At 46.8% G+C, this 23380-nt stretch carries 14 protein-coding genes, 1 tRNA gene and 4 rRNA genes; 4 read left to right on the forward strand and 15 right to left on the reverse strand.

The features are described 5' to 3' along the window. Positions 1 to 11: 11 nt before the first annotated feature. The 3 genes from CPZ25_RS12230 to CPZ25_RS12240 form a co-directional block, all read right to left on the reverse strand. Positions 12 to 100 (reverse strand) — tRNA-Ser (locus CPZ25_RS12230). Between the two features lie 92 nt (positions 101 to 192). Continuing rightward, entirely contained in the window at positions 193 to 1254 is a 1062-nt protein-coding gene (locus tag CPZ25_RS12235) for a branched-chain amino acid aminotransferase (protein WP_096920565.1), read from the reverse strand. 136 nt (positions 1255 to 1390) lie between these two features. Further along, positions 1391 to 2503: a G5 domain-containing protein gene (locus CPZ25_RS12240; protein WP_058693117.1), complete on the reverse strand. Its 1113-nt coding sequence runs from the start codon at positions 2501 to 2503 to the stop codon at positions 1391 to 1393. 141 nt (positions 2504 to 2644) lie between these two features. Between CPZ25_RS12240 and mutY the strand changes: the two genes are divergently transcribed. Next, positions 2645 to 3733, forward strand: coding sequence for an A/G-specific adenine glycosylase (gene mutY / locus CPZ25_RS12245; RefSeq protein ID WP_096920566.1), 1089 nt, complete (start codon positions 2645 to 2647; stop codon positions 3731 to 3733). Between the two features lie 213 nt (positions 3734 to 3946). Here mutY and rrf (CPZ25_RS12250) read toward each other — a convergent pair. The 7 genes from rrf (CPZ25_RS12250) to amrA form a co-directional block, all read right to left on the reverse strand. Beyond that, positions 3947 to 4063, reverse strand: a 5S ribosomal RNA gene (rrf, locus tag CPZ25_RS12250). Positions 4064 to 4275: 212 nt separating this feature from the next. Continuing rightward, positions 4276 to 7138: ribosomal RNA gene (locus tag CPZ25_RS12255) — 23S ribosomal RNA — on the reverse strand. Positions 7139 to 7343: 205 nt separating this feature from the next. Then, a 16S ribosomal RNA gene (locus CPZ25_RS12260) occupies positions 7344 to 8867 on the reverse strand. A 425-nt stretch (positions 8868 to 9292) separates the two neighbouring features. Then, positions 9293 to 9409, reverse strand: a 5S ribosomal RNA gene (gene rrf, locus CPZ25_RS12265). Together the 16S, 23S and 5S rRNA genes form the textbook arrangement of a ribosomal RNA operon. Before the next feature lie 59 nt (positions 9410 to 9468). After that, positions 9469 to 10161 carry a response regulator transcription factor gene (locus CPZ25_RS12270; RefSeq protein ID WP_096918714.1) on the reverse strand — a complete coding sequence of 231 codons (693 nt, stop codon included), beginning with the start codon at positions 10159 to 10161 and terminating at the stop codon, positions 9469 to 9471. Between the two features lies 1 nt (position 10162). Next, on the reverse strand, positions 10163 to 11677 hold the full coding sequence (locus tag CPZ25_RS12275; protein ID WP_096918715.1) for a HAMP domain-containing sensor histidine kinase: 1515 nt from the start codon (positions 11675 to 11677) through the stop codon (positions 10163 to 10165). Positions 11678 to 11695: 18 nt separating this feature from the next. Next, on the reverse strand, positions 11696 to 13162 hold the full coding sequence (gene amrA / locus CPZ25_RS12280) for an AmmeMemoRadiSam system protein A (RefSeq protein ID WP_058696158.1): 1467 nt from the start codon (positions 13160 to 13162) through the stop codon (positions 11696 to 11698). A 165-nt stretch (positions 13163 to 13327) separates the two neighbouring features. Between amrA and CPZ25_RS12285 the strand changes: the two genes are divergently transcribed. Continuing rightward, positions 13328 to 14329: a zinc dependent phospholipase C family protein gene (locus CPZ25_RS12285; protein ID WP_096918716.1), complete on the forward strand. Its 1002-nt coding sequence runs from the start codon at positions 13328 to 13330 to the stop codon at positions 14327 to 14329. Positions 14330 to 14561: 232 nt separating this feature from the next. Here CPZ25_RS12285 and eno read toward each other — a convergent pair whose 3' ends face one another. The 5 genes from eno to CPZ25_RS12310 all read right to left on the reverse strand — a co-directional run bounded on the left by eno (position 14562) and on the right by CPZ25_RS12310 (position 20810). After that, a complete protein-coding gene (gene eno / locus CPZ25_RS12290; RefSeq protein ID WP_096918717.1) occupies positions 14562 to 15857 on the reverse strand; it encodes a phosphopyruvate hydratase in 1296 nt (431 codons plus the stop codon). A gap of 153 nt (positions 15858 to 16010) precedes the next feature. Further along, positions 16011 to 16205, reverse strand: coding sequence for a DUF6440 family protein (locus CPZ25_RS12295; RefSeq protein WP_013382635.1), 195 nt, complete (start codon positions 16203 to 16205; stop codon positions 16011 to 16013). 126 nt (positions 16206 to 16331) lie between these two features. Further along, the gene (locus tag CPZ25_RS12300; protein ID WP_096918718.1) at positions 16332 to 17567 is read right to left on the reverse strand and encodes a phenylacetate--CoA ligase family protein; all 1236 of its coding nucleotides are present in this window, start codon (positions 17565 to 17567) and stop codon (positions 16332 to 16334) included. A 328-nt stretch (positions 17568 to 17895) separates the two neighbouring features. Beyond that, positions 17896 to 20046, reverse strand: a complete 2151-nt coding sequence (locus CPZ25_RS12305; RefSeq protein ID WP_243129301.1) for an ATP-dependent helicase — start codon at positions 20044 to 20046, stop codon at positions 17896 to 17898. Positions 20047 to 20069: 23 nt separating this feature from the next. Beyond that, a complete protein-coding gene (locus tag CPZ25_RS12310) occupies positions 20070 to 20810 on the reverse strand; it encodes an alpha/beta hydrolase (protein WP_096918720.1) in 741 nt (246 codons plus the stop codon). Between the two features lie 157 nt (positions 20811 to 20967). On the opposite strand from CPZ25_RS12310, the gene CPZ25_RS12315 reads away from it, so the two are divergent. Together CPZ25_RS12315 and CPZ25_RS12320 are read left to right on the forward strand one after the other, a co-directional pair. Then, positions 20968 to 21669, forward strand: coding sequence for an ABC transporter ATP-binding protein (locus CPZ25_RS12315; RefSeq protein ID WP_096918721.1), 702 nt, complete (start codon positions 20968 to 20970; stop codon positions 21667 to 21669). Position 21670: 1 nt separating this feature from the next. Beyond that, a complete protein-coding gene (locus CPZ25_RS12320; RefSeq protein WP_167495225.1) occupies positions 21671 to 23245 on the forward strand; it encodes a putative ABC exporter domain-containing protein in 1575 nt (524 codons plus the stop codon). Positions 23246 to 23380 lie beyond the last annotated feature (135 nt).

The following is a 23380-nucleotide window of genomic DNA, read 5'->3' on the forward strand; positions in this document are numbered from 1 at the left end:
TTCAGTTTTGATGGCCGAGAGGGTGGGATTCGAACCCACGTGGGCTTGCACCCTAACGGTTTTCAAGACCGCCCCGTTATGACCACTTCGGTACCTCTCGACTCGAAATGCAAGATTAATTATAACAGGGGCTAAGGCCCCTGTCAACCATTTTTTTCGTGATTTTTACTGGTTTTTTTTATGTTTTCCTATTTAGAGTTTAACTATCCAGCCCAGATCATCTTCAACAGTTCCGGTCTGCATTCCGAACAGGGTATCGTAAATTTTCTGAGTGTATTCGCCGATTTCACCGTTATTAAAGCTCATATCCTCACCCTGGTATTCCAAGCCGCCAATCGGTGACACAACAGCCGCTGTTCCGGTTCCAAACACTTCTTCAATCTGGCCCTTATGATACATATCTACAAACTCGTCAATGGTAATACGTCGTTCGATAACTTCCTCACCCCATGAGCGCAGAAGCTCAATAACACTTTTACGAGTAATTCCCGGAAGGATAGTTCCGTGAAGCTCCGGCGTGATAAATTTACCATCTACTTTAAAGAAGATATTGCTCGTACCTACTTCTTCAATGTATTTACGTTCCGCGCCATCAAGCCAGAGAATCTGTTCAAATCCTTCATCATGGGCTTTTTCCTGTGCTGCCAGACCGCCTGCGTAGTTACCGCCGCATTTAGCCTCGCCTGTACCACCCACAACGGTTCTTGAGTAGATATCTTCCACATGCATTCTCGCAGGCTGCAGGCCTGTCGCGTAATATGCGCCTACCGGGCTCAAAATAATAATAAATTTATAATGAAGACTGGTGCGAACGCCGATAAACGGATCTGTTGCAAAGACAAAAGGACGAATATACAGAGAGGTTCCCGGTGCGTGAGGCACCCAGTCCTGGTCAAGGGCGACAAGCTGCTTTAAGGCATCAAATACAAATTCTTCATCGATCTGAGGAATACACATCCGGGCATTTGAACGGTTCATACGCGCAAAATTTTCCATAGGTCTAAAAAACTGGATATCTCCCTCTGGCGTTTTATAGGCTTTCATTCCTTCGAAAACTTCCTGAGCATAATGCAGCACCATTGCCGCTGGCGAAAGCTCTATCGGGCCATATGGGACGATTTTGGCATCATGCCAGCCTTTACCTTCTGTGTAATCCATGATAAACATATGATCTGTAAATTCAGTGCCAAAAACCAGGTTGTTTTCATCCGGCTTTGGTTTTAACTGTGTTCTTTTAGTAATTGTGATTTCCATAATTCTTCCACTCCAATCTTTTTAAAAACACTCTGATATATAGTATACATTCATTGTATACAAAGAACAAGTGCTAAAATAAAAAAAAGGGCAAATTTGCCCTTTTTATATGTATTTTTAATTGTACACGATGAATTTAGAAGTACCAGTTCCCTGCAATGCATACAGAACCGCTGGTCTGATAACTTCTGAAGCTTGTAAAATTGTGGCTGCGGATGCCGCCTTCCATACAGTCTGTAACAGCCTGCTGTACAGCTGCCGGAGCATTACCAAGATACTGGGTATAATAACCGTCAAGGTAAGAAGCGAACTGACCAGGTGCCGTTAATACACTTACAGCATCCGGTCCCCAACCTGCGTCGACACGGTTCATAACACAGGAGATAACCCCCATTGCTCCTTCATAGGAAGTACCGCCCTCATGTGCAACAATCGCACAGATCAAATCAAAATCACTGCCTGCAGACTGAGTCGCATTTCCAGCACTCGGACTTGGGCTTGAAGCAAGACTTTCAGGAACAGCTTTCTTTGTTCCAACTTCCACGACTTCTTTAACTGGTTCAACCTTTGTATTCGTGGAAATATTTTCGCGTTTTACTTCCACGCCGTCCTGATAGGTTACTTTATCAACAAAATCAGCTTTTCCAACGACACCTTGCGTTACAACATTGCGTGTGCCTTCTTCAAGCTCTGCATTTTCTTTTTCTTCAGTTTCAAAAGGAATATCCTTTTCGCCAGCTTCTTCCTTTACTTCGATACGAGCAATGGTTACATTTGAAACATCAGTCGTTAACGCGGTTGAAGGCGCTGGTGTCACAATATCATCATCGTCGTACTGAATGTTATTATCATTCAACAGGTCACCTACTGTTTCAGCAGCCGATTTATAATCAACCGTCTTTCCATCAACCTTGATCTGGCCAACAGCATTTTTCTTTACTGTAACGGTATCTACATCTTTAACCTTTTTATCCGGATCAACGCTAATTGTATATTCTTCACTTACCGGATACCCCTGATCCTGAAGAACTTCTTCCACAGATTTTTGCAGCTGCGCATTGATAACTTCTGTCTTAACAGCGTCGGCTGCAGTCGCTTTATTTTCGTCTAAAACAAGTTCGACATCCTTAGTCGCATTAAACGCACAGGTTACGCCAATAATAACAACCAGAACAAACAAACCAGAAATAATTGCCGTTTCCTTTTTATACCTCTTTAAAAATCTCTTAACTAATGTTAACTTATTCAAATCGTGTACCCCTTTTTTACTTGTTTTACAAATTCATAGTATAGTTTACAAGTTCGTTACAAAATAAATTTTAACAAGATTTTAGATATTTGTCAAGTTTTTTAAGCATTTATGCTATAATAATGGCTATTGGAGGATAATATGACGAAAAATATTTTAAATTTTCATAAAGAAACTGCACGTATTTTTGCCGAAAATCTTTTACAATGGTTTTACAAGTCAAAACGTGCCTTGCCTTTTCGCGAGACCAAAAACCCCTATAATATCTGGATCTCGGAAATTATGGCTCAACAAACCCAGATTGATACACTTATTCCCTATTATCATCGTTTTGTTGAGGCTTTTCCGGACGTAACAGCTCTGGCAACTGCGCCTGAGGATAAAGTTTTAAAGCTCTGGGAAGGACTAGGCTATTATTCCAGAGCGAAAAATCTTCATAAGGCAGCTAAAATAATCCATGAAGAATATGACGGTATTTTTCCAGATCATTACGACGCGCTCATTAAGCTCCCCGGCATCGGGCCGTATACCGGCGGTGCCATCGCCAGCATTGCTTTTAAAGAAAAAGTACCTGCTATTGACGGAAATGTCCTGCGTGTCATTTCACGCTTTAACAACTATAGCGGTGACATCGCTGATGTCAAAGTAAAAAAAGCCATTACTGACTGGGTCGCTCAGGCTATACCAGATGCTCCCGGCGATTTTAACGAAGGCCTCATGGAACTCGGCGCTCTGGTTTGTACCCCAACCAACCCAAAGTGCATGATTTGCCCAGAGAGGGATATCTGTGAAGCCTTTAAAGAAGGAATGACGAATCAATTACCCATAAAATCAAAAAAACAGCGTCAGAAAAAGCTTGAAATGGAAGTTGGGATTATCGATATGGGCGGTGCCCTTTATCTTGTTCAACGTCCAGAAAAAGGACTTCTCTCCGGCTTGTGGAGTTTCCCTATTATAGAGGAAGAAAAAACTAAGCCTGGTAACGCTATCCGTCAAACTTTAAAAACCGTTTTTCCTGATCTACCCGAAGGGAAAGTTATTGGCAACAGCAAGCATGTTTTCAGCCATGTTATTTGGAATATGACTGTCTATTATTTTGAAATTGATCCTGTGATGGCTGCTGAAGCACCAGAAAAATATGGCGATGCCCAAGCCGCCTTTAAAGACCGTGAACAACTGGCTGCGGTGGCATTGCCAACGGCATTCTCTAAATTATTAGCGTTGCTTTAAAAAGAAAAAGCATCACAAGGCACTTTGCAAGCAGGCTTGCACGAGTATTGGAAGGCTTGCGGGCTGTGGCGCCGCGCACTTCCGTGTCCTACGGACACTCCAGTCGGGGGCTGCGCCCCATAAAAAAAGGATGGTGAGTGGCCCTTTGCAAGTACACTTGCACGGGCCACTCACCATCCTTTTCTTGCGCGGCTTAAGCTTGAACGCAAAAAGACCCCGCGATGTCCTATCCTCCCAGGCAGTTGCCCACCAAGTACTTTCAGCGCTGAAGGACTTTACTTCTGTGTTCGGTATGTTAACAGGTGTTTCCCCTTCGCCATCATCACGAGATCAATCTTGTGTTTTTATTCAGTTATAAGGATCGTATTTTTCAAAACAAAGCTTCCTATCTGTTCAAGATGCTTTTCTTTGAAAAATGCGTTCGCTTTTGTACCTTTGCTTCGCTTGCGCTCAGCTGCATACCAAAGCCTTTCATGCTTTGGACAAAAGTGTTGGTCACTCAAAACAACATAAAGGAAAAGAGTTTTTCAAAATGTCTTGATGGGATCAAGACCTCGGCCGATTAGTACTGGTCAGCTCCATACATTGCTGCACTTCCACCTCCAGCCTATCTACCTGGTCGTCTTCCAGAGGCCTTACTTCTTTCGAATGAGATATCTTATCTTAAGGGGGGCTTCGTGCTTAGATGCCTTCAGCACTTATCCCTTCCAAACTTAGCTACCCAGCGATGCTCCTGGCGGAACAACTGGTGCACCAGCGGTTTGTCCATTCCGGTCCTCTCGTACTAGGAACAGCTCCTTTCAAATATCTTACGCCCACGACGGATAGGGACCGAACTGTCTCACGACGTTCTGAACCCAGCTCGCGTGCCTCTTTAATGGGCGAACAGCCCAACCCTTGGGACCTGCTTCAGCCCCAGGATGAGACGAGCCGACATCGAGGTGCCAAACCTCCCCGTCGATGTGGACTCTTGGGGGAGATAAGCCTGTTATCCCCGAGGTAGCTTTTATCCGTTGAGCGATGGCCCTTCCACTCGGAACCACCGGATCACTAAGCCCGACTTTCGTCTCTGCTCGAGATGTCTCTCTCGCAGTCAATCACCCTTCTGCCTTTGCACTCTTACAGATGGTTTCCAACCATCCTGAGGGTAACTTTGGGCGCCTCCGATACTTTTTAGGAGGCGACCGCCCCAGTCAAACTGCCCATCTGACACTGTCCGCTTGCCGGTTGACGGCAACGCGTTAGAATTCCAATATAACAAGAGTGGTATCCCAACAATGGCTCGGCACACACTGGCGTGCATGCTTCTCTGCCTCCCACCTATCCTGTACATGTTATATCAAAACTCAATGCCAGACTACAGTAAAGCTCTACGGGGTCTTTCCGTCCTGTCGCGGGTAACTCGCATCTTCACGAGTACTACAATTTCACCGGGTGTGTTGTCGAGACAGCGCTCAAATCGTTACGCCTTTCGTGCGGGTCAGAACTTACCTGACAAGGAATTTCGCTACCTTAGGACCGTTATAGTTACGGCCGCCGTTTACTGGGGCTTAAGTTCGCACCTTCGCTTGCGCTAAGCACTCCCCTTAACCTTCCAGCACCGGGCAGGCGTCAGCCCCTATACGTCATCTTTCGATTTAGCAGAGACCTGTGTTTTTGCTAAACAGTCGCTTGAGCCTCTTCTCTGCGGCCCCCGAGGGGGCACTCCTTCTCCCGAAGTTACGGAGTCATTTTGCCGAGTTCCTTAACAACACTTCTCCCGCTCATCTTAGGATTCTCTCCTCGCCTACCTGTGTCGGTTTACGGTACGGGTACCTCTTTGCTCGATAGAAGCTTTTCTTGACAGCGTGAAATCGGCGACTTCCCTACTTATTTTTCGTTCCGCATCACAGCTTGACCTTGGGGAAAAAGGGATTTGCCTCTCTTTCCAGTCTCACTGCTTGCCCCGGCTCTTCCAATGGCCGGGTTCGCTTATCCTTCTGTGTCACTCCATCTCTCAAACGCATTGAGGTAGTACTGGAATTTCAACCAGTTGTCCATCGCCTACGTCGTTCGACCTCGGCTTAGGCCCCGACTAACCCTGAGCGGACGAGCCTTCCTCAGGAAACCTTGGGCTTTCGATGGTGAAGATTCTCACTTCACTTTCGCTACTCATGCCAACATTCTCTCTTCTCTTAAGTCCACTGAACCTTTCGATTAAGCTTCGCCCCTAAGAGATTGCTCCCCTACCACTGTACCTTACGGCACAATCCATCGCTTCGGTGCCTGATTTTAGCCCCGTTCATTTTCGGCGCACCACCACTCGACCAGTGAGCTATTACGCACTCTTTAAATGTATGGCTGCTTCTAAGCCAACATCCTGGTTGTTTGTGCAGTGACACATCCTTTCCCACTTAATCAGTACTTGGGGACCTTAGCGGATGGTCTGGGCTGTTTCCCTTTTGACAATGAAACTTATCTCCCACTGTCTGACTGCCCTGTTAAAATGGACGGCATTCGGAGTTTGATATGGTTCGGTAAGCTTGACGCCCCCTACCCAATTCAGTGCTCTACCTCCGTCATTCATCACAGAACGCTAGCCCTAAAGCTATTTCGGGGAGAACCAGCTATCTCCGTGTTCGATTGGAATTTCACCCCTATCCACAACTCATCCAAGCCTTTTTCAACAGACACTGGTTCGGGCCTCCACTTGGTTTTACCCAAGCTTCACCCTGGTCATGGATAGATCACACGGTTTCGGGTCTACAGCATGCAACTCGTCGCCCTCTTAAGACTCGCTTTCGCTTCGGCTCCGCACCTGAAGTGCTTAACCTCGCTACATACCGTAACTCGTTGGCCCGTTCTACAAAAAGCACACTGTCACTTGCGCTCCAGCTGCTTGTAAGCACAGGGTTTCAGTTTCTATTTCACTCCCCTCCCGGGGTTCTTTTCACCTTTCCCTCACGGTACTTTCCGCTATCGGTCACTGGGTAGTATTTAGCCTTGGGGGGTGGGCCCCCCATCTTCCCACAGGGTTTCACGTGTCCCGTGGTACTCGTTGAATCTCCTCATTTCGGCTTTTCGCTTACGCGCGTCTTACGCTCTTTGCGGGGCCTTCCCATGCCCTTCTGCTAAACGGAAATGATTGTTGGATTCTGGGCTTTTCCTCGTTCGCTCGCCGCTACTTAAGGAATCGATGTTTCTTTCTTTTCCTCCGGGTACTAAGATGTTTCAGTTCCCCGGGTTCCCTCCGTTATGCTATGGATTCACTTAACGGTGACGGTTCTTCTAACCGCCGGGTTTCCCCATTCGGACATCCACGTCTCGTCGGATATGTGCTCCTAAACGTGGCTTTTCGCAGCTTGTCGCGTCCTTCTTCGGCTCCCAGTGCCAAGGCATTCGCCCTGTGCTCTTTGTTTCTTGATCTCCACGAATGCTTTCGCATTTCGTTTTTCTTTTGTTCTCTTTCTGAGCTCAAAAGAATGTTGTTTTTTGAAATTGCATTTATTAAGAAGTTTTACTTTGTTTAATATTTGCTCTTTACTCTTTTTTCTTTATGTTGTTTTCAATGACCATTGTATGACTTTGGGTCATACAAAAGAAAATAGTACCATGACTTCCTGTTCCCTAGAAAGGAGGTGATCCAGCCGCACCTTCCGATACGGCTACCTTGTTACGACTTCACCCCAATTACTAGCCCCACCTTCGACCGCTGAGTCCTTACGGTTCTCTCACGGGCTTCGGGTGTTGCCAACTCTCGTGGTGTGACGGGCGGTGTGTACAAGACCCGGGAACGCATTCACCGCGGCATTCTGATCCGCGATTACTAGCAACTCCAACTTCATGCAGGCGAGTTGCAGCCTGCAATCCGAACTGGGATCTGTTTTAAGGGATTTGCTTCACCTCGCGGTTTCGCGGCCCTCTGTTCAGACCATTGTAGCACGTGTGTAGCCCAGGTCATAAGGGGCATGATGATTTGACGTCATCCCCACCTTCCTCCGTATTGTCTACGGCAGTCCCTCTAGAGTGCCCAACTCAATGCTGGCAACTAAAGGCAGGGGTTGCGCTCGTTGCGGGACTTAACCCAACATCTCACGACACGAGCTGACGACAACCATGCACCACCTGTCTCTCTGTTCCCGAAGGAAACGTCCCATCTCTGGGATTGTCAGAGGATGTCAAGACCTGGTAAGGTTCTTCGCGTTGCTTCGAATTAAACCACATGCTCCGCTGCTTGTGCGGGTCCCCGTCAATTCCTTTGAGTTTCAACCTTGCGGTCGTACTCCCCAGGCGGAATGCTTATTGTGTTAACTGCGGCACTGAGTTTCCCCAACACCTAGCATTCATCGTTTACGGCGTGGACTACCAGGGTATCTAATCCTGTTCGCTCCCCACGCTTTCGCACCTCAGCGTCAGTATTTGTCCAGCAAGCCGCCTTCGCCACTGGTGTTCCTCCTAATATCTACGCATTTCACCGCTACACTAGGAATTCCACTTGCCTCTCCAATACTCAAGTCTGACAGTTTCAAATGCACGTCACCGGTTGAGCCGGTACCTTTCACATCTGACTTATCAGACCGCCTACGCGCCCTTTACGCCCAGTCATTCCGGACAACGCTTGTCCCCTACGTATTACCGCGGCTGCTGGCACGTAGTTAGCCGGGACTTCCTCATTGGGTACCGTCATGTTTTCTTCCCCAATAACAGAGCTTTACGATCCGAAAACCTTCTTCACTCACGCGGTATTGCTGCGTCAGGGTTGCCCCCATTGCGCAATATTCCCCACTGCTGCCTCCCGTAGGAGTCTGGACCGTGTCTCAGTTCCAGTGTGACCGTTCGCCCTCTCAGACCGGTTACCCATCGTCGCCTTGGTGGGCTGTTATCTCACCAACTAGCTAATGGGACGCGGGTCCATCCTATGGCACCGGAGTTTTCATGAAATGACCATGCGATCTCTCCATAATATAAGGCTTTACTCCCAGTTTCCCGAGGCTATTCCTTTCCATAGGGCAGGTTACCCACGCGTTACTCACCCGTTCGCCACTTTCCAATCACTTATTCCCCCGAAGGTTCTTAACTGATCTTCTCGTTCGACTTGCATGTGTTAAGCATACCGCCAGCGTTCGTCCTGAGCCAGGATCAAACTCTCAATAAAAAGTTTATCGTTTGCCTTTCGGCTTCTTGATCTGGTTCATGTGATGATTTTTTTGAAGTGTTCATCGCACTTGCGTTTTTTATCCTTTGCTGATTTCCATCAGCTGGAATTTCAGGTTTTATGGTACTATTCTCTTTTCTATGACCCTTTTTCCAAAATATATTTCTTTTCGGAAAATTATATGTTTTCCCGCAAGTACTTTTCTCGCGAGAGAACTTTTATAGTATACCATCAAGCACCTTCGTCTGTCAAGCATTTTCTGAAATTTATTTTTAAATTTCATTTTGTCGAAACTTTAAAAGCGTTGTGGCTGCTGCTCTCTCAAGACAGCTTAATTATTATAGCGCTCGTCGCTCTTACTGTCAAGCACTTTTTTAATCTTTTTTACATCTTTTATTTTCATTGAAAATAAAAGGCATAAAAAAGCCCCGCGATGTCCTATCCTCCCAGGCAGTTGCCCGCCAAGTACTTTCAGCGCTAAAGGGCTTTACTTCTGTGTTCGGTATGTAAACAGGTGTTTCCCCTTTGCCATCATCACGAGACTTTTATTATTATAGTTTTATAATACGCTTTTGTCAAGCACTTTTTTTGTTTTTTCAATTTATATTTTAAAACGATAACCTGCTCCCCAAACGGTCTCGATATAATGCGGCTCACGGTTGTCTATTTCAATTTTTTCGCGAAGCCGGTTCACATGAACGGTGACTGTCGTGGTATCTCCCACTGCATCCAGTCCCCACACTCTCTCAAACAAAGTTTCTTTATTAAAAACAATGTTGGGATTTTCTGCCATAAACAAAAGAAGATCAAATTCCCTGTTAGTCAGGGTTACTTCCTTTTCTCTAAGATAAACCCTTCTGGCGTCCTTATCAATTTGAAGGCGGTTTATTTCTATTATATGGTGCCGCTCTCTTTTTTCCTGGCTGGTCAGCCGCTCAAACCTGGCAATATGCGCCTTAACACGGGCTACCAGCTCCGCAGGGCTGAAAGGTTTGACCATATAGTCATCAGCGCCTAAACCGAGTCCTCTTACTTTATCGACATCATCTCTTTTGGCTGAGACCATTATAATCGGAGTTTCCTTTTCTTCACGGATGCTCCTGCAAATTGTAAAGCCGTCTATACCAGGCAGCATTAAATCCAATACAATCAAATCAAAGTCATCATTCACAGCAGATGAAAGTCCGGTGCCGCCATCGGCCGCAAGTTCTACCCGGAAACCGTTAATTTCCAGGTAGTCTCGTTCCAGCTCTGCGATTTTCAGATCGTCTTCTATAATCAGAATTTTTTTCATTTTAATCCTCCGCTATCGGCAGCACTATAACTATCGCCAGCCCACCCAGTTTTGAAGCCTCTGCATAGATTCTCCCGCTAAAGCCCTCAATAATCTCACGGGCAACAGAAAGCCCTAACCCGCTGCCTTTTTTCAAGCTGCTTCTGGCAGGATCTGTCCGATAAAAGCTGTCAAAAATTTTTTCGAGCGCTTCCTGCTCCACGCCTGGTCCGTTATCTTCAAAGCGCAGCACCACTTTTTCTGCTTCTTCGGCCAGGGTTATTGTTATTTTCACATTTTTTTCTTCGGCGTATTTGAGACTGTTTTCAAGTAAATTCCAGAGCACCCGCCCAAACTGTGTCTGGTCAATACTCACAAACTTTTTGTCTTTTAGCTGATTATCCAATTGAATCTCCACTGAACGTCCCTGTATCTTTAAACCTGCCTCTGCACAAAAATCTGTAAGATACGCTTTTATCGGGATACTTTCCATTTGAAAATCCATTTTACCCATATCCAGCTTAGAAAACAGAAAGAGATTATCTACAAGCCCCTCCATATCACAGGCAGTATCGTAAATGGTTCGCAGATAATGCTTTTGCTTTTCCGGGGTGTTGGCTACACCGTCCAAAAGACCTCCGGCATACCCTTTAATGGAGGTAAGCGGCGTTGACAGGTCGTGGGATATTCCTGCAATCAATTCTTTTCTGGAGCTCTCATAACGCTGCTGCAGCTCAACGGACTCCTTAAGGCGAATCCGCATTTCTTCAAAATCATCACACACTTCGCCAAGCTCATCTTTACTGTAGACCTCTACCGGATGGTCCAGTACGCCGTCTCGAATCTCCCGGGCGCCGTCTCGGATACTTTTAATGGGATAGATCATGGTTTTGTAAAGCTTCCCCGCCAATACCAGTCCAGTCAGCACTACGATGACCACCGCAATACCCGCGACCACTGCCGCGCTGATTTTAATGATGAGCTTGATCTTATCCCAGTTATCCCAGATCGCGTATGAGGAGCTTTCTTCAAAATCCATCTCACTGCTGACAACGAGCAGACGTATTTTCTCACCAGTCTGGTTGGTAACTGGCATGAGGTACACGAGTCCCCGGTCATTCCGAAGAAACAACGGCTGATTTTCGAGATCTGTAGCCCCTGCGATTTCCCTGGCCTCCGTCTCGATTTCATCGACGGTGACACCATCGGTGAGATAAGGCAGCTCTCCCCCGGTTACAGCGATTGATGCTCCAAGCTTTTCCAAAGCATTCGTCAAAGCGGTCAGATCGTTCCCATCCTCTTTATCCTTTCCTGAAATTTTCTCACACATGGAATCAAAGGCCAGCTGTAACTGATAGGTCGACACAGTGCCGTCTACCTTAAACAGCATATTGGCCTGGTTTTCCGGAAGCATGATCATCAGAAGACCAAACACTGTACCGCCGATAATGATCAGAATTAAAACAACCGGAATGACAATCATCATTATATTGGAGAGAATCAGCTTTTTTCGTATGGACCAGTCTCTCAGCCCCATGCTCTGCCTCCTTAATTTTTAAAATGCAATATCGGTTTGGTGGCGTTCTACTTCAAACCGCTCTATGACCACCCGCTCGAAATCATCCTGCATATCAATGATGCCTGCTTTTTCTTTGGCGATCTCTACCTGCTGCTCAACTGTTTCAATACCTGGCAGATTCGGCAGCAGCAAAGCGCGGTTCACCCCCTTTTCCACGATAATACCGTAACGATACGGGTCCAGCTCGTTTAAAGCCTCAATATATTCCGGTCTTCCCAAAATATCCACAGAGATTTCCAGTTGATAAAGCTCCTGGGGCTCAACGGGCAGAAAACGCGGGTCATAGGCACAGGCTTCGATGGCATTGCGCACAATTTCTTCCGCGATATTTTCTGTTACGGCCTGGGATGTTCCCATACAGCCCCGCAGCTCACCGGCTTTATAGATAGAGACAAAAACACCGCCCTGCTGATTTTCAAGGGCTGTCTTTGCTTTCTGATCTTTCACCTCATCCAGATATTGTTTCCAGTCAAATTTGCGTCCTTCCTCTACCCAGGTATCAATGGTCAGACGCGCCAGCGCCAGATAAGCGTCCTCTGCCTTTAGTCTTTTCTCATGCTGTCTGACCATGTCCTGCTCGTATCGGGTAATAAGGCTTTCGTTAATCGGGTCTTTTTCCTCTAAAGCAAAATCGATGAAGGCGCTCAGGTAGCCGACGCCAAAAGGCCCTTCATAAGAAAAGAGTCTCGAGTGGGTTTTTATGCTGTCGGTTGCCCCAAGAGCCATAACGATCGGACGGAGTCCACATTGACTGGCAGGCTCATAAATTTTAGGCGACAAGGTTAAGATGGAATAGTAATCCTTCCGCTCTATCCCCTGGGTGACCCTTTCGTCAAACACCGGGCCCATGGCATTAAAATGGTAAGGTCCTTCATCTTTAAGGCAATGGGACAAGTCCGCGCTGGCCAGGATCAGCGTATCCTTCCCGTAGGCTTCGATGGCTTCACGCAGAACGCGTCCGGTTCTGAAAAGCTCAATGAGACTGAGTTCTCCAATGGTAAGGTGAACCAGCTTGTAATCCTGATAATACTTTTCGATATAATAAAGCGGAACCATACAACCATGATCCAGTTTCCGCTCAATGTCGAATTCTTCAGCTGTTTTCTGGTTTAAAAAAATGCTCTGACAGTCTGACTGAGCAAATCGGCGGTTCATTTCCTCCAGAAGCCCCATATCACATCGTTTTTCCAGTCGGATTTCCGGTGCGCCGTACGCTGCCATATCTCCTTCAAGCTTGGTTTCATAAATGACACTGACACCATCCTGAAACACATTTCCATGAGGTGTAATACAAATAATCACTTTTGGTTTGATTTCTGCTATCTTTAACGCCAGATCACGCATTCCGCGTATAGTCTTTTCTGCCATCAGTTCTCTGCCGCCGCCAATCTCAGGTATAATCACCGGCGGATGTGACGCGATTCCGATTCCTTTTAAATACATATAATACTTCTCCTTCTATATTATTTTATGAATTTTCTTTATTTATAAAAACATTATAACCAACCCGTCACTTCCTCACAACTCTTTATTTTTATCAAGGAATTTTAATGCTGTTTATGGTAAAATAACTTTATTAAAATGACCAACAAGGAGGTTAAACCTTTTATGTCAGACATGTTGAACCATTACTGCTGCGGACGTGAAGCACTGAACACGCTTCCGGAACACAGCGCCATGAACGCCATTATCCTTAACCATTACGACGCATATCGTCTGGGTACTCAGGGCCCGGACTTCTTTTATTACCACCATCCTATGCCCTGGAAAGGCACAAAGCCTTTGCACCGCTATGGTAATCTCATCCACAAGAAAAGGGTCGACGCCTTTTTTTACTATGGCTTTAAGTACGCCTTTACCAATGAGCGGGACCGGGATATTATTCTGAGCTATCTTGCCGGCTTCAGCTGTCATCACTCCCTGGACGTAGCCACCCATCCATATATCTTTTATAAAACCGGTCATTGCGACAGCACGGTTCCCGGAAGCCGAATCTATTCTTATTACCATAAATACTTTGAGGTTCTCCTGGATGTTGCCCATTACCAGTATGAATATCAGAAGCTTGGCTGCTTCTTTCCCCTCGAAAAGCTTTTTACACCCAGTCCAAGAACGCTCAACGCACTGGAACAGTTTTTCACTTTTATTATGAAATATATTTATGGCGAAACCACGCCCCGAGACTGCATAAAAGACACAGTAGCAGATACTGCCCAGCTGGCCAGACTCTTCTCTGACCCCAAAAACCGGAAAAAGCATTTCCTTCAGCCCATCGAAAAACTGATCCAGGAAGAACGGCTGGTAACACGAGTCTTTTACCCACTGTATACAAATGAATATCTTGTGCTTAACATAGCAGAAGAACCCTGGCAGCACCCATGCACTGGGGAAACCTTCACTGACAGTTATCCACAGCTTTTCAAACAGGCCGTCGATGACACCGTGCGCAAAATCAACATGATGGATAACTTCCTCATTAACGACAAAGTCACAGTTTCCGAGGTTCACGAAATGTACGGAAACAAATGCTATGACCGGGCTCTTCCATGTGGTTCCAATTTGGAAATGACACATTTTGATGTCATTTTTGAAAAGCACCCACAGCTTTAACCTTAGTTATGCACAATCTGTGCATAACTAAAAAAGTAATATTACACATCTTATCCACAAACATAGAAGATATTGTGGATAAAATGTGGGTAAATCATCGTCAGACCACAAAAGGCCGGGAATTACACTGCTGTAATTCCCGGCCTTGTTCTGTCGCTATTCGATTGTTCTTGTAAAAGAGAGGGGGATTCTCTTACAATGCTAATGATACGCCCCCGCCCTTAATTCTAACTTAAACATTTTTCAAATTATAGAAGGAATTGATCCCGCCGTAAATGGCTGTCTGTCCCAAATATTCTTCAATACGAAGCAGCTGGTTATATTTTGCCACACGGTCTGTCCGGGACGGCGCACCGGTTTTAATCTGGCCGGCGTTCATGGCCACTACCAGGTCTGCAATGGTCACATCCTCTGTTTCACCGGAACGGTGTGAAACGATGGCAGTGTATCCAGCGCGTTTTGCCATTTCAATGGCGTCCAGTGTTTCGGTCAAAGTCCCAATCTGATTTACCTTAATGAGAATGGAGTTTGCAACACCAAGGTCAATCCCTTTCTTCAGGCGCTCTGTATTTGTGACAAAGAGGTCATCGCCAACCAGCTGGATTCTTTTTCCAAGGCGCTCTGTCATAATCTTCCATCCTGCCCAGTCTTCTTCGTCCAGGCCGTCTTCGATGGAAATAATAGGATATTTGGTAATCAGGCGTTCGTAAAAGTCAATCATTTCTTCTGTTGTCAGCTCTTTACCCTCACCCTTTAATATATATTTTCCGCTTTCCTTATTGTACATTTCAGAGGCCGCAACGTCCATTGCCAGACGCACATCGTCGCCTGGACGGTAGCCGGCTGCCTGGATACCTTCGATGATGGCTTCAAGAGCTTCCTCGTTGGATTCAAGATTTGGCGCAAATCCGCCTTCATCGCCAACGCTAGTTACCAGTCCTTTTTTCTGGAGTACCTTTTTCAGGTTATGAAAGATTTCTGAACCCATGCGCAGTGCTTCGGAAAAGCTTTTTGCGCCTACGGGCATAATCATAAACTCCTGAATATCCACATTGTTGTCGGCGTGTTCGCCGCCGTTTAAGATGTTCATCATCGGGGTTGGCAATGTCTTGCCATTGACACCACCTAAATATCTGAACAAAGGCAGTCCCAGAGATTCCGCAGCCGCATACGCATTGGCCATGGAGATTCCCAAAATGGCATTTGCACCCATTTTCCCCTTATTGGGGGTCCCGTCAATGGCGATCATGGCTTCATCCAGCGCAACCTGATCTAAAGCATCCATCCCTACCAGATGTTCCGCCATATAATTAACATTCTCAACTGCTTTTAAAACGCCCTTTCCCATGTAGCGGCTGTCATCACCGTCGCGCAACTCTACCGCTTCAAAGGCACCGGTCGATGCGCCGGAAGGTACCATGCTTCTGCCCATGGAACCATCTTCCAGGTAAACATCCACCTCGATGGTCGGATTTCCTCTTGAATCCAGCACCTCACGTGCCATAATATCTTCAATATATGTACTCATTCTTTTTCCTCCTGTATTGGTTTCCTATTTCGCTATCTTTAATTATACCCACTTTTTCTTTGATTATCATTAATTTTGTTATTTTTGGCTAACTTTTTCACCAAAAAAATCCTCCTGCCCATACAGGAGGATCGTCTATTTAAAATAGTCCTGTTATCTCTCGGGGGCCACAGCCGGCTCTCCCTCTTCGTCCAGCAGAACGGTTAACCCTGCGCCGCCTTCACCATAACAGTAAAGATAAGTAATACCAGTCTCTGTATCTTCTATGATCTTCGTTCCCGCGCCATCGTCGGATACTTCATGTAAAATAACCTTAAAACGGTTTGACTTATTCTTTTTATTTTTCATCTTGAGTTTTTTGCACACTCCTTACATTTTTTAATATTATATCAGAGTCTCTCTTCTTTTTCGAGATTTTTCTGAAATTTTACCGGTTATTCACAGGTGCTTAAGCGAAACTTAAACCTGCAGCGCCTATTCAAACCGGTTATCGATGATTCTCACGGATTTCTTTTCTGAACGCGGCAGTGAACCGATAAATCCTGCTTCGGGGATAACTGTAATGCCAATTTTAGACTTAAACTGATAATTGACTTCCTTCTGGATTTCCTCCTTATCGACACCGTTCTCCACCTCAAACCGCAGATGCACAACATCCTTGCCGTTTTCATTTGCCACGATGGCCTGATATTCTGAACTGACGCCGTCGATTTCCTTTAGCAGCTCATCGATCTGCCCCGGATAAATATTAACCGCCTTCACTTTGACCATATCGTCAGTTCTTCCCACAATACGGTCGTGTCTTGGATGGTCTGAGCCACACGGGCATGGCCCTGGGATAAAACGGGTGATGTCATGGGTGCGATAACGCAGCAGCGGCCCGCCTTCCTTGTGCAGGGTCGTGAGCACCATTTCTCCATAGGCACCCTCCTCCACCGGCTTTAGCGTATCGGGGTCGATGATTTCCATAAACAGGTAATCATCCCAGTAATGCATACCACAGTGATGATGACAGTCAATGGAGATACCCGGCCCGTAAATTTCGGTCAGGCCGTAAATGTCAAAGATCTCAATTCCCAGCTCATCCACAATACGCTTACGCATTTTATCACCCCAGCGTTCTGAGCCAATAATTCCCCGCTTCAGGTTAATTTTATCCTGCAATCCCTGTTTAGCCACTTCCTCTGCCAGCACCAGAGCATATGAGGAAGTACTGGCCAGAACAGTGGTCTGCATATCCACTAACATTTTCAGCTGCTTCTGTGTATTCCCCGGCCCCATAGGGATAACCATTGCTCCAAGGCGCTCCGCCCCTGCCTGGAAACCAATCCCCGCTGTCCACAGACCATAGCCCGGCGTTATCTGGATACGGTCTTTGTTGTCCATACCCGCGTAGCGGTAGCAGCGCTCAAACATAATGGCCCAGTCCTCCACATCCTTTCTGGTATAAGGGATAATGACCGGCTGTCCAGTGGTGCCGGAAGATGAATGGATACGGACTACCTCTTCATCCGGTACAGCCTGAATTCCCAGGGGATACGCCTTTCTGAGCTCATCTTTATCGCTGAAGGGCAGCTTTCTGAAATCTTCCATGGTTTTGATATCTCCGGCCTCTACGCCGCATTCCTTAAATTTTCTCTGGTAAAAGGGACTGGATGCTTCCAGCCGGCTGACTAAACTTTTTAATTCTTCTAAGGGTTCTCTGATCATCTTTATCTCCTTGCTCGTTCTACAAATAAAAAAGACCCATCCTTATCTTATAAAGGATGAGTCTGTTATAACCCACGGTACCACCTTTTTTCGCATTGCTGCGCACTTTGTCCAAGATGCCAACACACCTTCTCCGGTTAACGCCCTCGAAACGTTGTGAAATACTCGATTACTCTTTCATCACACCCTCAGATGCCCATTATGCCATGCTCGTTTATTACCGGCTTCCAGCTCCCCGGCTCTCTGTTAATACGTCACACGCTTTACTCCATCTTCAACGGTTTTACATTTGTTTACAGTATACCGTTCGGCCTGTTTCTTGTCAAGTTTAATCCTGCAATCGGATAATTTTATTGGTGACACAGACCTTTATATTCAGCTTTTTACGACCGCAGCCCTCAAAATCAATGGTGGCCATATCCTTCTTAATCTCCAGAATAACACCTTCACCAAAGCCCTGATGCAGCACTGCCGCCCCAGGAACATACGCAGAACAGTCCACGTCTTTCATCTCTGCCTTTCTGACAATGGATACATCAAAAATGCCGAAGCCCTTTCCCTGGGCCAAGGACCCTCCTGCAATCACGCTGCCAGTGCTTTTTCTGCGCGCCGCCGGAGGCTTTTCCCCCAGAAAAATGCGGACAAACTGTGATACTGGCCGTCTGTTATGCCGGCCGTTCTTTTTTCCCACCGAAATAAACTCCAGCTCCCGTTTCGCGCGTGTCACACCTACGTAAAAAAGGCGAACCTCCTCGCAGAAAAGCCGACGACCCTCCTCGCTGTCATCAAGAGCTGCCATTGATGGGAATTCCCCCTCCACCGCGTCAATGATAAAGACCTTTTCAAACTCTAGCCCCTTGCTGGAATGGATTGTCGAAAAGGTCACGTCTGCCTTCCGAGGCAAAGCTGACCCCCGCAGGGCCTCCTGCAGTGTGTCCAGACGTTTCAGGAAAGCGTCCATGGTACTCTCCCTTCCCGCCAGCGTTTTTAGAATATCCAGCTTCTGATTCAGCTGCTCCTCCCGATAGCCGCAGGAAATCCGATAATCCAGATGTTCCCGATAGCCCATATTCCAGACGATAAAGTCGAGTCCCTCCTGAGCGCTCATGGCCGACAGCCGCTTAAATGCCGTCCGGATATTTTTCACCTTTTCTACAAGCCATTCAGGAATTTCATCAAGGGACAGCAAAGCCTCGAAAACATCCTGCCCAGGCTGTCTTAACTTTCCTGCCTCCAATACATTTTTTCTGGAAATGTTGCAGTTCATTTTATAATATATTTTCTCAAAGGTTTCAAAATCCGACAGATCTGCGGCCAGAGTCACAAAACTTCTGATATCCTGCACGATAAAATGTGTAAAGAAGAGAGGATTATGTTCTTTAACCGCATAAGGCACGCCCTCCCGCTCAAAAAGATCTACCAGCGGGATAACCGACTCGTTGTTGCGGTAGAGCACAGCGGTTTCCTTGCCCTCGTTTTTAACGGATTTAAGGATAAACCAGTACTGATCCTCCACAGATTTTACATATTCATGAACTGCTGGCACCCCTTTTTCGTTATCTGTCCGCATATTTTTAACATAGCGCTCCTTGTTAAGCCGGATAAAACGGTTGGCTGCGTTCACAATCTGCTGTGTGCTGCGGTGGTTCGTCTCCATGAGCAGCACCTCACCGCAGGGATAAGTTTCCTTAAAGCTCAACAGCCCATCTGGATAAGCTCCTCGAAACCCATAGATGCTCTGGTCCTCGTCACCCACCATAAAGACATTGCCGTCCTCTCCCGCCAGAAGCCGGATAATTTCATATTGGATTTTCGAAGTATCCTGGGCTTCATCAATATTGATATACTTGTACTGGCCGGTAAAAATCTTCAGCAGCTCAGGGGTCTTCTTTAAGAGCAGCCAGGCATATTTGAGCATATCATCAAAATCCATCAGATGATGTCTGCGTTTGTACGCTTCATAGGCCTTGAACAGTTTAGGAAACTCCACATCACCCACTTTCATTTCTTCGATTTCTTCCTCAGAAAGCAGCATATTTTTACAGTAGGTAATAGCCGATACAATATCCACAATGTCATTTTCTGCCGGATGGCTCTTAAAAAGTTCCCGAAACAGCTCTCTGATAATACTTCCGCTACTCTCAACAATCTGAAAAGCACGGCGGTGATATAAACGTTCATAATTTCGGATAACCGACAGGGCAAAACTGTGAATCGTGCTGAAGCGAAGGCCTTCTGCTCCCTTTTCGCCAAAAATTTTCAGATAACGCCGGCTCAGGTCACGGGCGCCGGCTTTGCTGAAGGTCAGCGTTAAAATAGACTCGGGAGATATTTTTTTTACTCGGATCATATAGGCAATACGGCAAATGACCACCGTTGTTTTCCCACTGCCTGGCACAGCCAGGAGCAGCGTAGCTCCAGAAATCCTGCCAACAGCCTCACGCTGCTGGGCATTTAGCTGCAATCGGTACTTTTTCATAAAGGCGTCCAGATTTTCCATCGCTAGCTGATTTTCTCAAGCAGTCCAAGAATTCCCTCTGCTGCCTGATGCATTTGTTCCGTATTTAAAATGACCGCCTGATTATCCCCCTTCTGTGCACCATAATCGGCAAAGCCTGCATGATTTCCACCTTCAATCTCTGTCATGACCGCTGTTTCTGGATAAAGAGCTTCCGCTGTCCTCACTTTATCTAAATCAGCGACGCCGTCATCACTTCCCCAGAGCGAAACCACCTGAACCTCCGCATCCTTTATGCCGTCATCCGCCGGATAGGCGGCCAGAAAAAAGATTCCTTTTACTTTGTTATGAGTCTTTGCCAGCTCCGGCGCCATAGCTCCGCCCAGGGAGTGTCCACCAACCGCCCAGTTTTCAATTTCCGGGTGCAGCGCCATTATCTCACTTCCCCGTTCTGGCGAGAGTACTGCCAGATTCATGGGCATTCTGACAATATAAACAGGATACCCCTGCTCCGCAATTTCCAGAGCCAGAGGGGCATAGGCTTCAGGCGATACAAAAGCGCCGGGATAAAAAATGACGCCAGTCTCTCCCTTTTGGTTTTCCGGTTCAAAGGCAATGGTTCCTCCATCCTTTACCACCACGTGGCTGTCCCCTCTTAAGGCCTGCTGTGCTGCCGCTTCCGGCTGATAAGTCATACAGTTGACCGCAATTCCTCCCGCTGGTAATAAAAGCAGCAGTGCCAGCCCAACGCCGGCAAGAGCTTGTTTTAACTTCTTATGCTTCATATTCTTTCCTTCTTACGACTTTAAATTTCTCAGCTTGACAACTTTCCTTGTCAATGATATACTTTTTGACAAGAATTCTTGTCAAATTAATTCTCTGGTTTCTCTATTATACCCGATATCCAAATCGCTGACAAACCGGAACCGAAAGGAAATAACCATGATCACAATAAACAACGTCACGAAAAAGTACGGAAAAACAAAAGCCAACAACGACCTCACTTTTACCGTCGGAGATGGCGAAATCGCCATACTTCTTGGACCAAACGGCGCTGGAAAATCGACCATTATCAAATGTATCTGTGGGCTGCTCCGGTTTAAAGGCGCCATTGAAATTAACGGCGCACCCTGCCGTTCTCTTGAGGCTAAACGCCAGCTTGGCTATATCCCTGAGCTTCCTGCCCTTTACGATATGCTGACGATCGAGGAGCATCTGGAGTTTATCGCCCGTGCCTATGGCCTTGCGGACTGGGAAGCAAAAGCGGACGCCCTCATCGAACGCTTCGAGCTTGACGACAAGCGCAAAAAGCTCGGTAAGGAGCTGTCTAAGGGAATGCAGCAAAAGGTCAGCATCTGCTGTGCCCTGCTGTTTGAGCCAAAGGTCATCATCTTTGACGAGCCCATGGTAGGCCTTGACCCCCATGCCATCAAAGAGCTGAAGCTGATTTTTTCTGAGCTCAGAGATCAGGGTGTTTCTCTCCTCATCAGCACCCATATGATCGACTCGGTGGAGGATTATTGGGATGTGGCCCATATTATGATGGATGGCGAGATCCGGGCAACCAGGCGGCCAGAAGAGCTCACCGAAACTGACGAATCCCTGGAGGCGCTTTTCTTCAGCATTACCGAGGGGGAGGCTTAAGATGTCCAGTATTTTCTATCTTTGGAAAACCACCTTCAAAAACCGGCTTCTTGACCTGAAGAACCATCCCAGCCATCTGGTTGTGACCATTCTTATGGTTCTGTTTTTCGGCTTTGCCCTTGTGACAACAGTTTTTACACCAGGAGAGGATATGCCTCTGTCGCAAGGCCAGAATCTGCCACTGCTGGGCGCAATCCTCATCGGCCTTTTTCTGTTCCTTCTGGTCACCCAGATTCAAAAGGGACTTTCCTCCGGAGGCAGCTTTTTTACCATGGCAGATGTCAATCTGCTTTTTCTGGCGCCGGTTTCCCCGAGAAAGATCCTGGCCTATGGCTTGGCTAAACAAGTAGGCATGTCACTGCTACTGGGTTTCTTCATTTTGTTTCAGGGAACGACTCTCCGGTCATTCTTTGGTGTCGGCACTCCTGGACTCATTGCCCTGTTCGCGGGCTACTGTTTGTTTCTGGTGGTCGGCGAAATCCTTGCGCTTGCCATTTATTCTTACACCAGAGGAGAGGACAAGCGCCGCCGCGTGGTAAGGGCAGTGCTTTATTGTTTTGGCTTCCTGATGGCCGCCCTCTTTTTGACGACACTTTTTAAAACCCAGAATTTTTATGAGGCACTGCTCAGCACGGCAGATTCCAATCTGATGGAATACATCCCTGTCCTTGGCTGGACAAAAGCCTTCACCATGGGTTTGATTGCGGGAAATTTCCTGAAGGCACTTGTCTTTCTGGTGCTGCTCATCGCTCTGATCGGCCTGATCATCCTGTATATCTGCCGGAGCGAATCCGATTATTACGAGGATGTGCTTCAATCCGCTGAAAAAACCTATACCACCAAAGCCGCCGCCAAGGACGGACGCATCAGCGATACCAAGGACGCCTCCAAAATCAGCCGTAAAAAAACCGGTATCGGCCACGGCCATGGAGCCTCAGTTTTCTTTTTCAAGCATCTGCTGGAAAACCGCCGCTCGGGTTACCTGTTCTTAAACCAGTTTACCCTTATCTGCACCGTGGTGGCTATTCTTGCCAGTCTGCTGGTAAAGGAGCATATCAGTCTGGTGCTGATCTTCGGCATGCTGTGCTACCTTCAGGTGTTAACAGGGGCCATGGGACGGTGGGTCAAAGAACTGACTCTGCCCTACATTTACATGATTCCCCAGAACCCGTTTAAAAAGCTGGTTTTTGCCAGTCTGGAATCTGTGGTGGACAGCTTTGTCAGTGGTTTGATTATTTTTATCCCCTGTGGCTTGATTCTGGGCGCTCCAGCCGCTGAGATCATTGCGGTCATCGCCGCCCGTGTGGGACTGGCTACCCTTTTATCCGCCGGTAATATTTTAATCGAACGTATTCTCGGCAATATGCAGAGCAAGGTTCTGGTCGTAATGCTCTATTATCTGATCCTTGTTATCCTGCTGATCCCAGGCGTTATCGCCGGTGTAGCGGTCGGCCTCATCGCCGGAAGCCTGGCTGCCGGACTGTTTGCAGACTGCGCTGTCAATGTACTAGTCGCTCTGATCATTCTCGCTCTCTGCCGTAATCTCCTGCACACTATGGAAATGAATATTCAGTAGAACAAAAAAAGATGTGCTTTTCAGCACATCTTTTTTTGCATTAATGAGAACATTGTCACTGGCACCGTGGCGCTCGGTATCCAGTGGTACTACTTTTTTGTGTAGTTCTTTGGAGAGCTCATTGATACATTCGGC

Origin of the sequence: Eubacterium maltosivorans (assembly GCF_002441855.2) — a bacterium.
GTDB lineage: Bacteria > Bacillota > Clostridia > Eubacteriales > Eubacteriaceae > Eubacterium > Eubacterium maltosivorans.

Excerpts from the sequence above, each read along its gene's own strand:
- CPZ25_RS12310 (WP_096918720.1), bottom strand. The coding sequence starts at position 20,810 with ATGAAGCATAAGAAGTTAAAACAAGCTCTTGCCGGCGTTGGGCTGGCA.
- eno (WP_096918717.1), bottom strand. The coding sequence starts at position 15,857 with ATGAGTACATATATTGAAGATATTATGGCACGTGAGGTGCTGGATTCA.
- CPZ25_RS12305 (WP_243129301.1), bottom strand. The coding sequence starts at position 20,046 with ATGAAAAAGTACCGATTGCAGCTAAATGCCCAGCAGCGTGAGGCTGTT.
- CPZ25_RS12270 (WP_096918714.1), bottom strand. The coding sequence starts at position 10,161 with ATGAAAAAAATTCTGATTATAGAAGACGATCTGAAAATCGCAGAGCTG.
- amrA (WP_058696158.1), bottom strand. The coding sequence starts at position 13,162 with ATGTATTTAAAAGGAATCGGAATCGCGTCACATCCGCCGGTGATTATA.
- CPZ25_RS12320 (WP_167495225.1), top strand. The coding sequence starts at position 21,671 with ATGTCCAGTATTTTCTATCTTTGGAAAACCACCTTCAAAAACCGGCTT.
- CPZ25_RS12295 (WP_013382635.1), bottom strand. The coding sequence starts at position 16,205 with ATGAAAAATAAAAAGAATAAGTCAAACCGTTTTAAGGTTATTTTACAT.
- CPZ25_RS12235 (WP_096920565.1), bottom strand. The coding sequence starts at position 1,254 with ATGGAAATCACAATTACTAAAAGAACACAGTTAAAACCAAAGCCGGAT.
- CPZ25_RS12275 (WP_096918715.1), bottom strand. The coding sequence starts at position 11,677 with ATGGGGCTGAGAGACTGGTCCATACGAAAAAAGCTGATTCTCTCCAAT.
- CPZ25_RS12285 (WP_096918716.1), top strand. The coding sequence starts at position 13,328 with ATGTCAGACATGTTGAACCATTACTGCTGCGGACGTGAAGCACTGAAC.
- mutY (WP_096920566.1), top strand. The coding sequence starts at position 2,645 with ATGACGAAAAATATTTTAAATTTTCATAAAGAAACTGCACGTATTTTT.
- CPZ25_RS12315 (WP_096918721.1), top strand. The coding sequence starts at position 20,968 with ATGATCACAATAAACAACGTCACGAAAAAGTACGGAAAAACAAAAGCC.
- CPZ25_RS12300 (WP_096918718.1), bottom strand. The coding sequence starts at position 17,567 with ATGATCAGAGAACCCTTAGAAGAATTAAAAAGTTTAGTCAGCCGGCTG.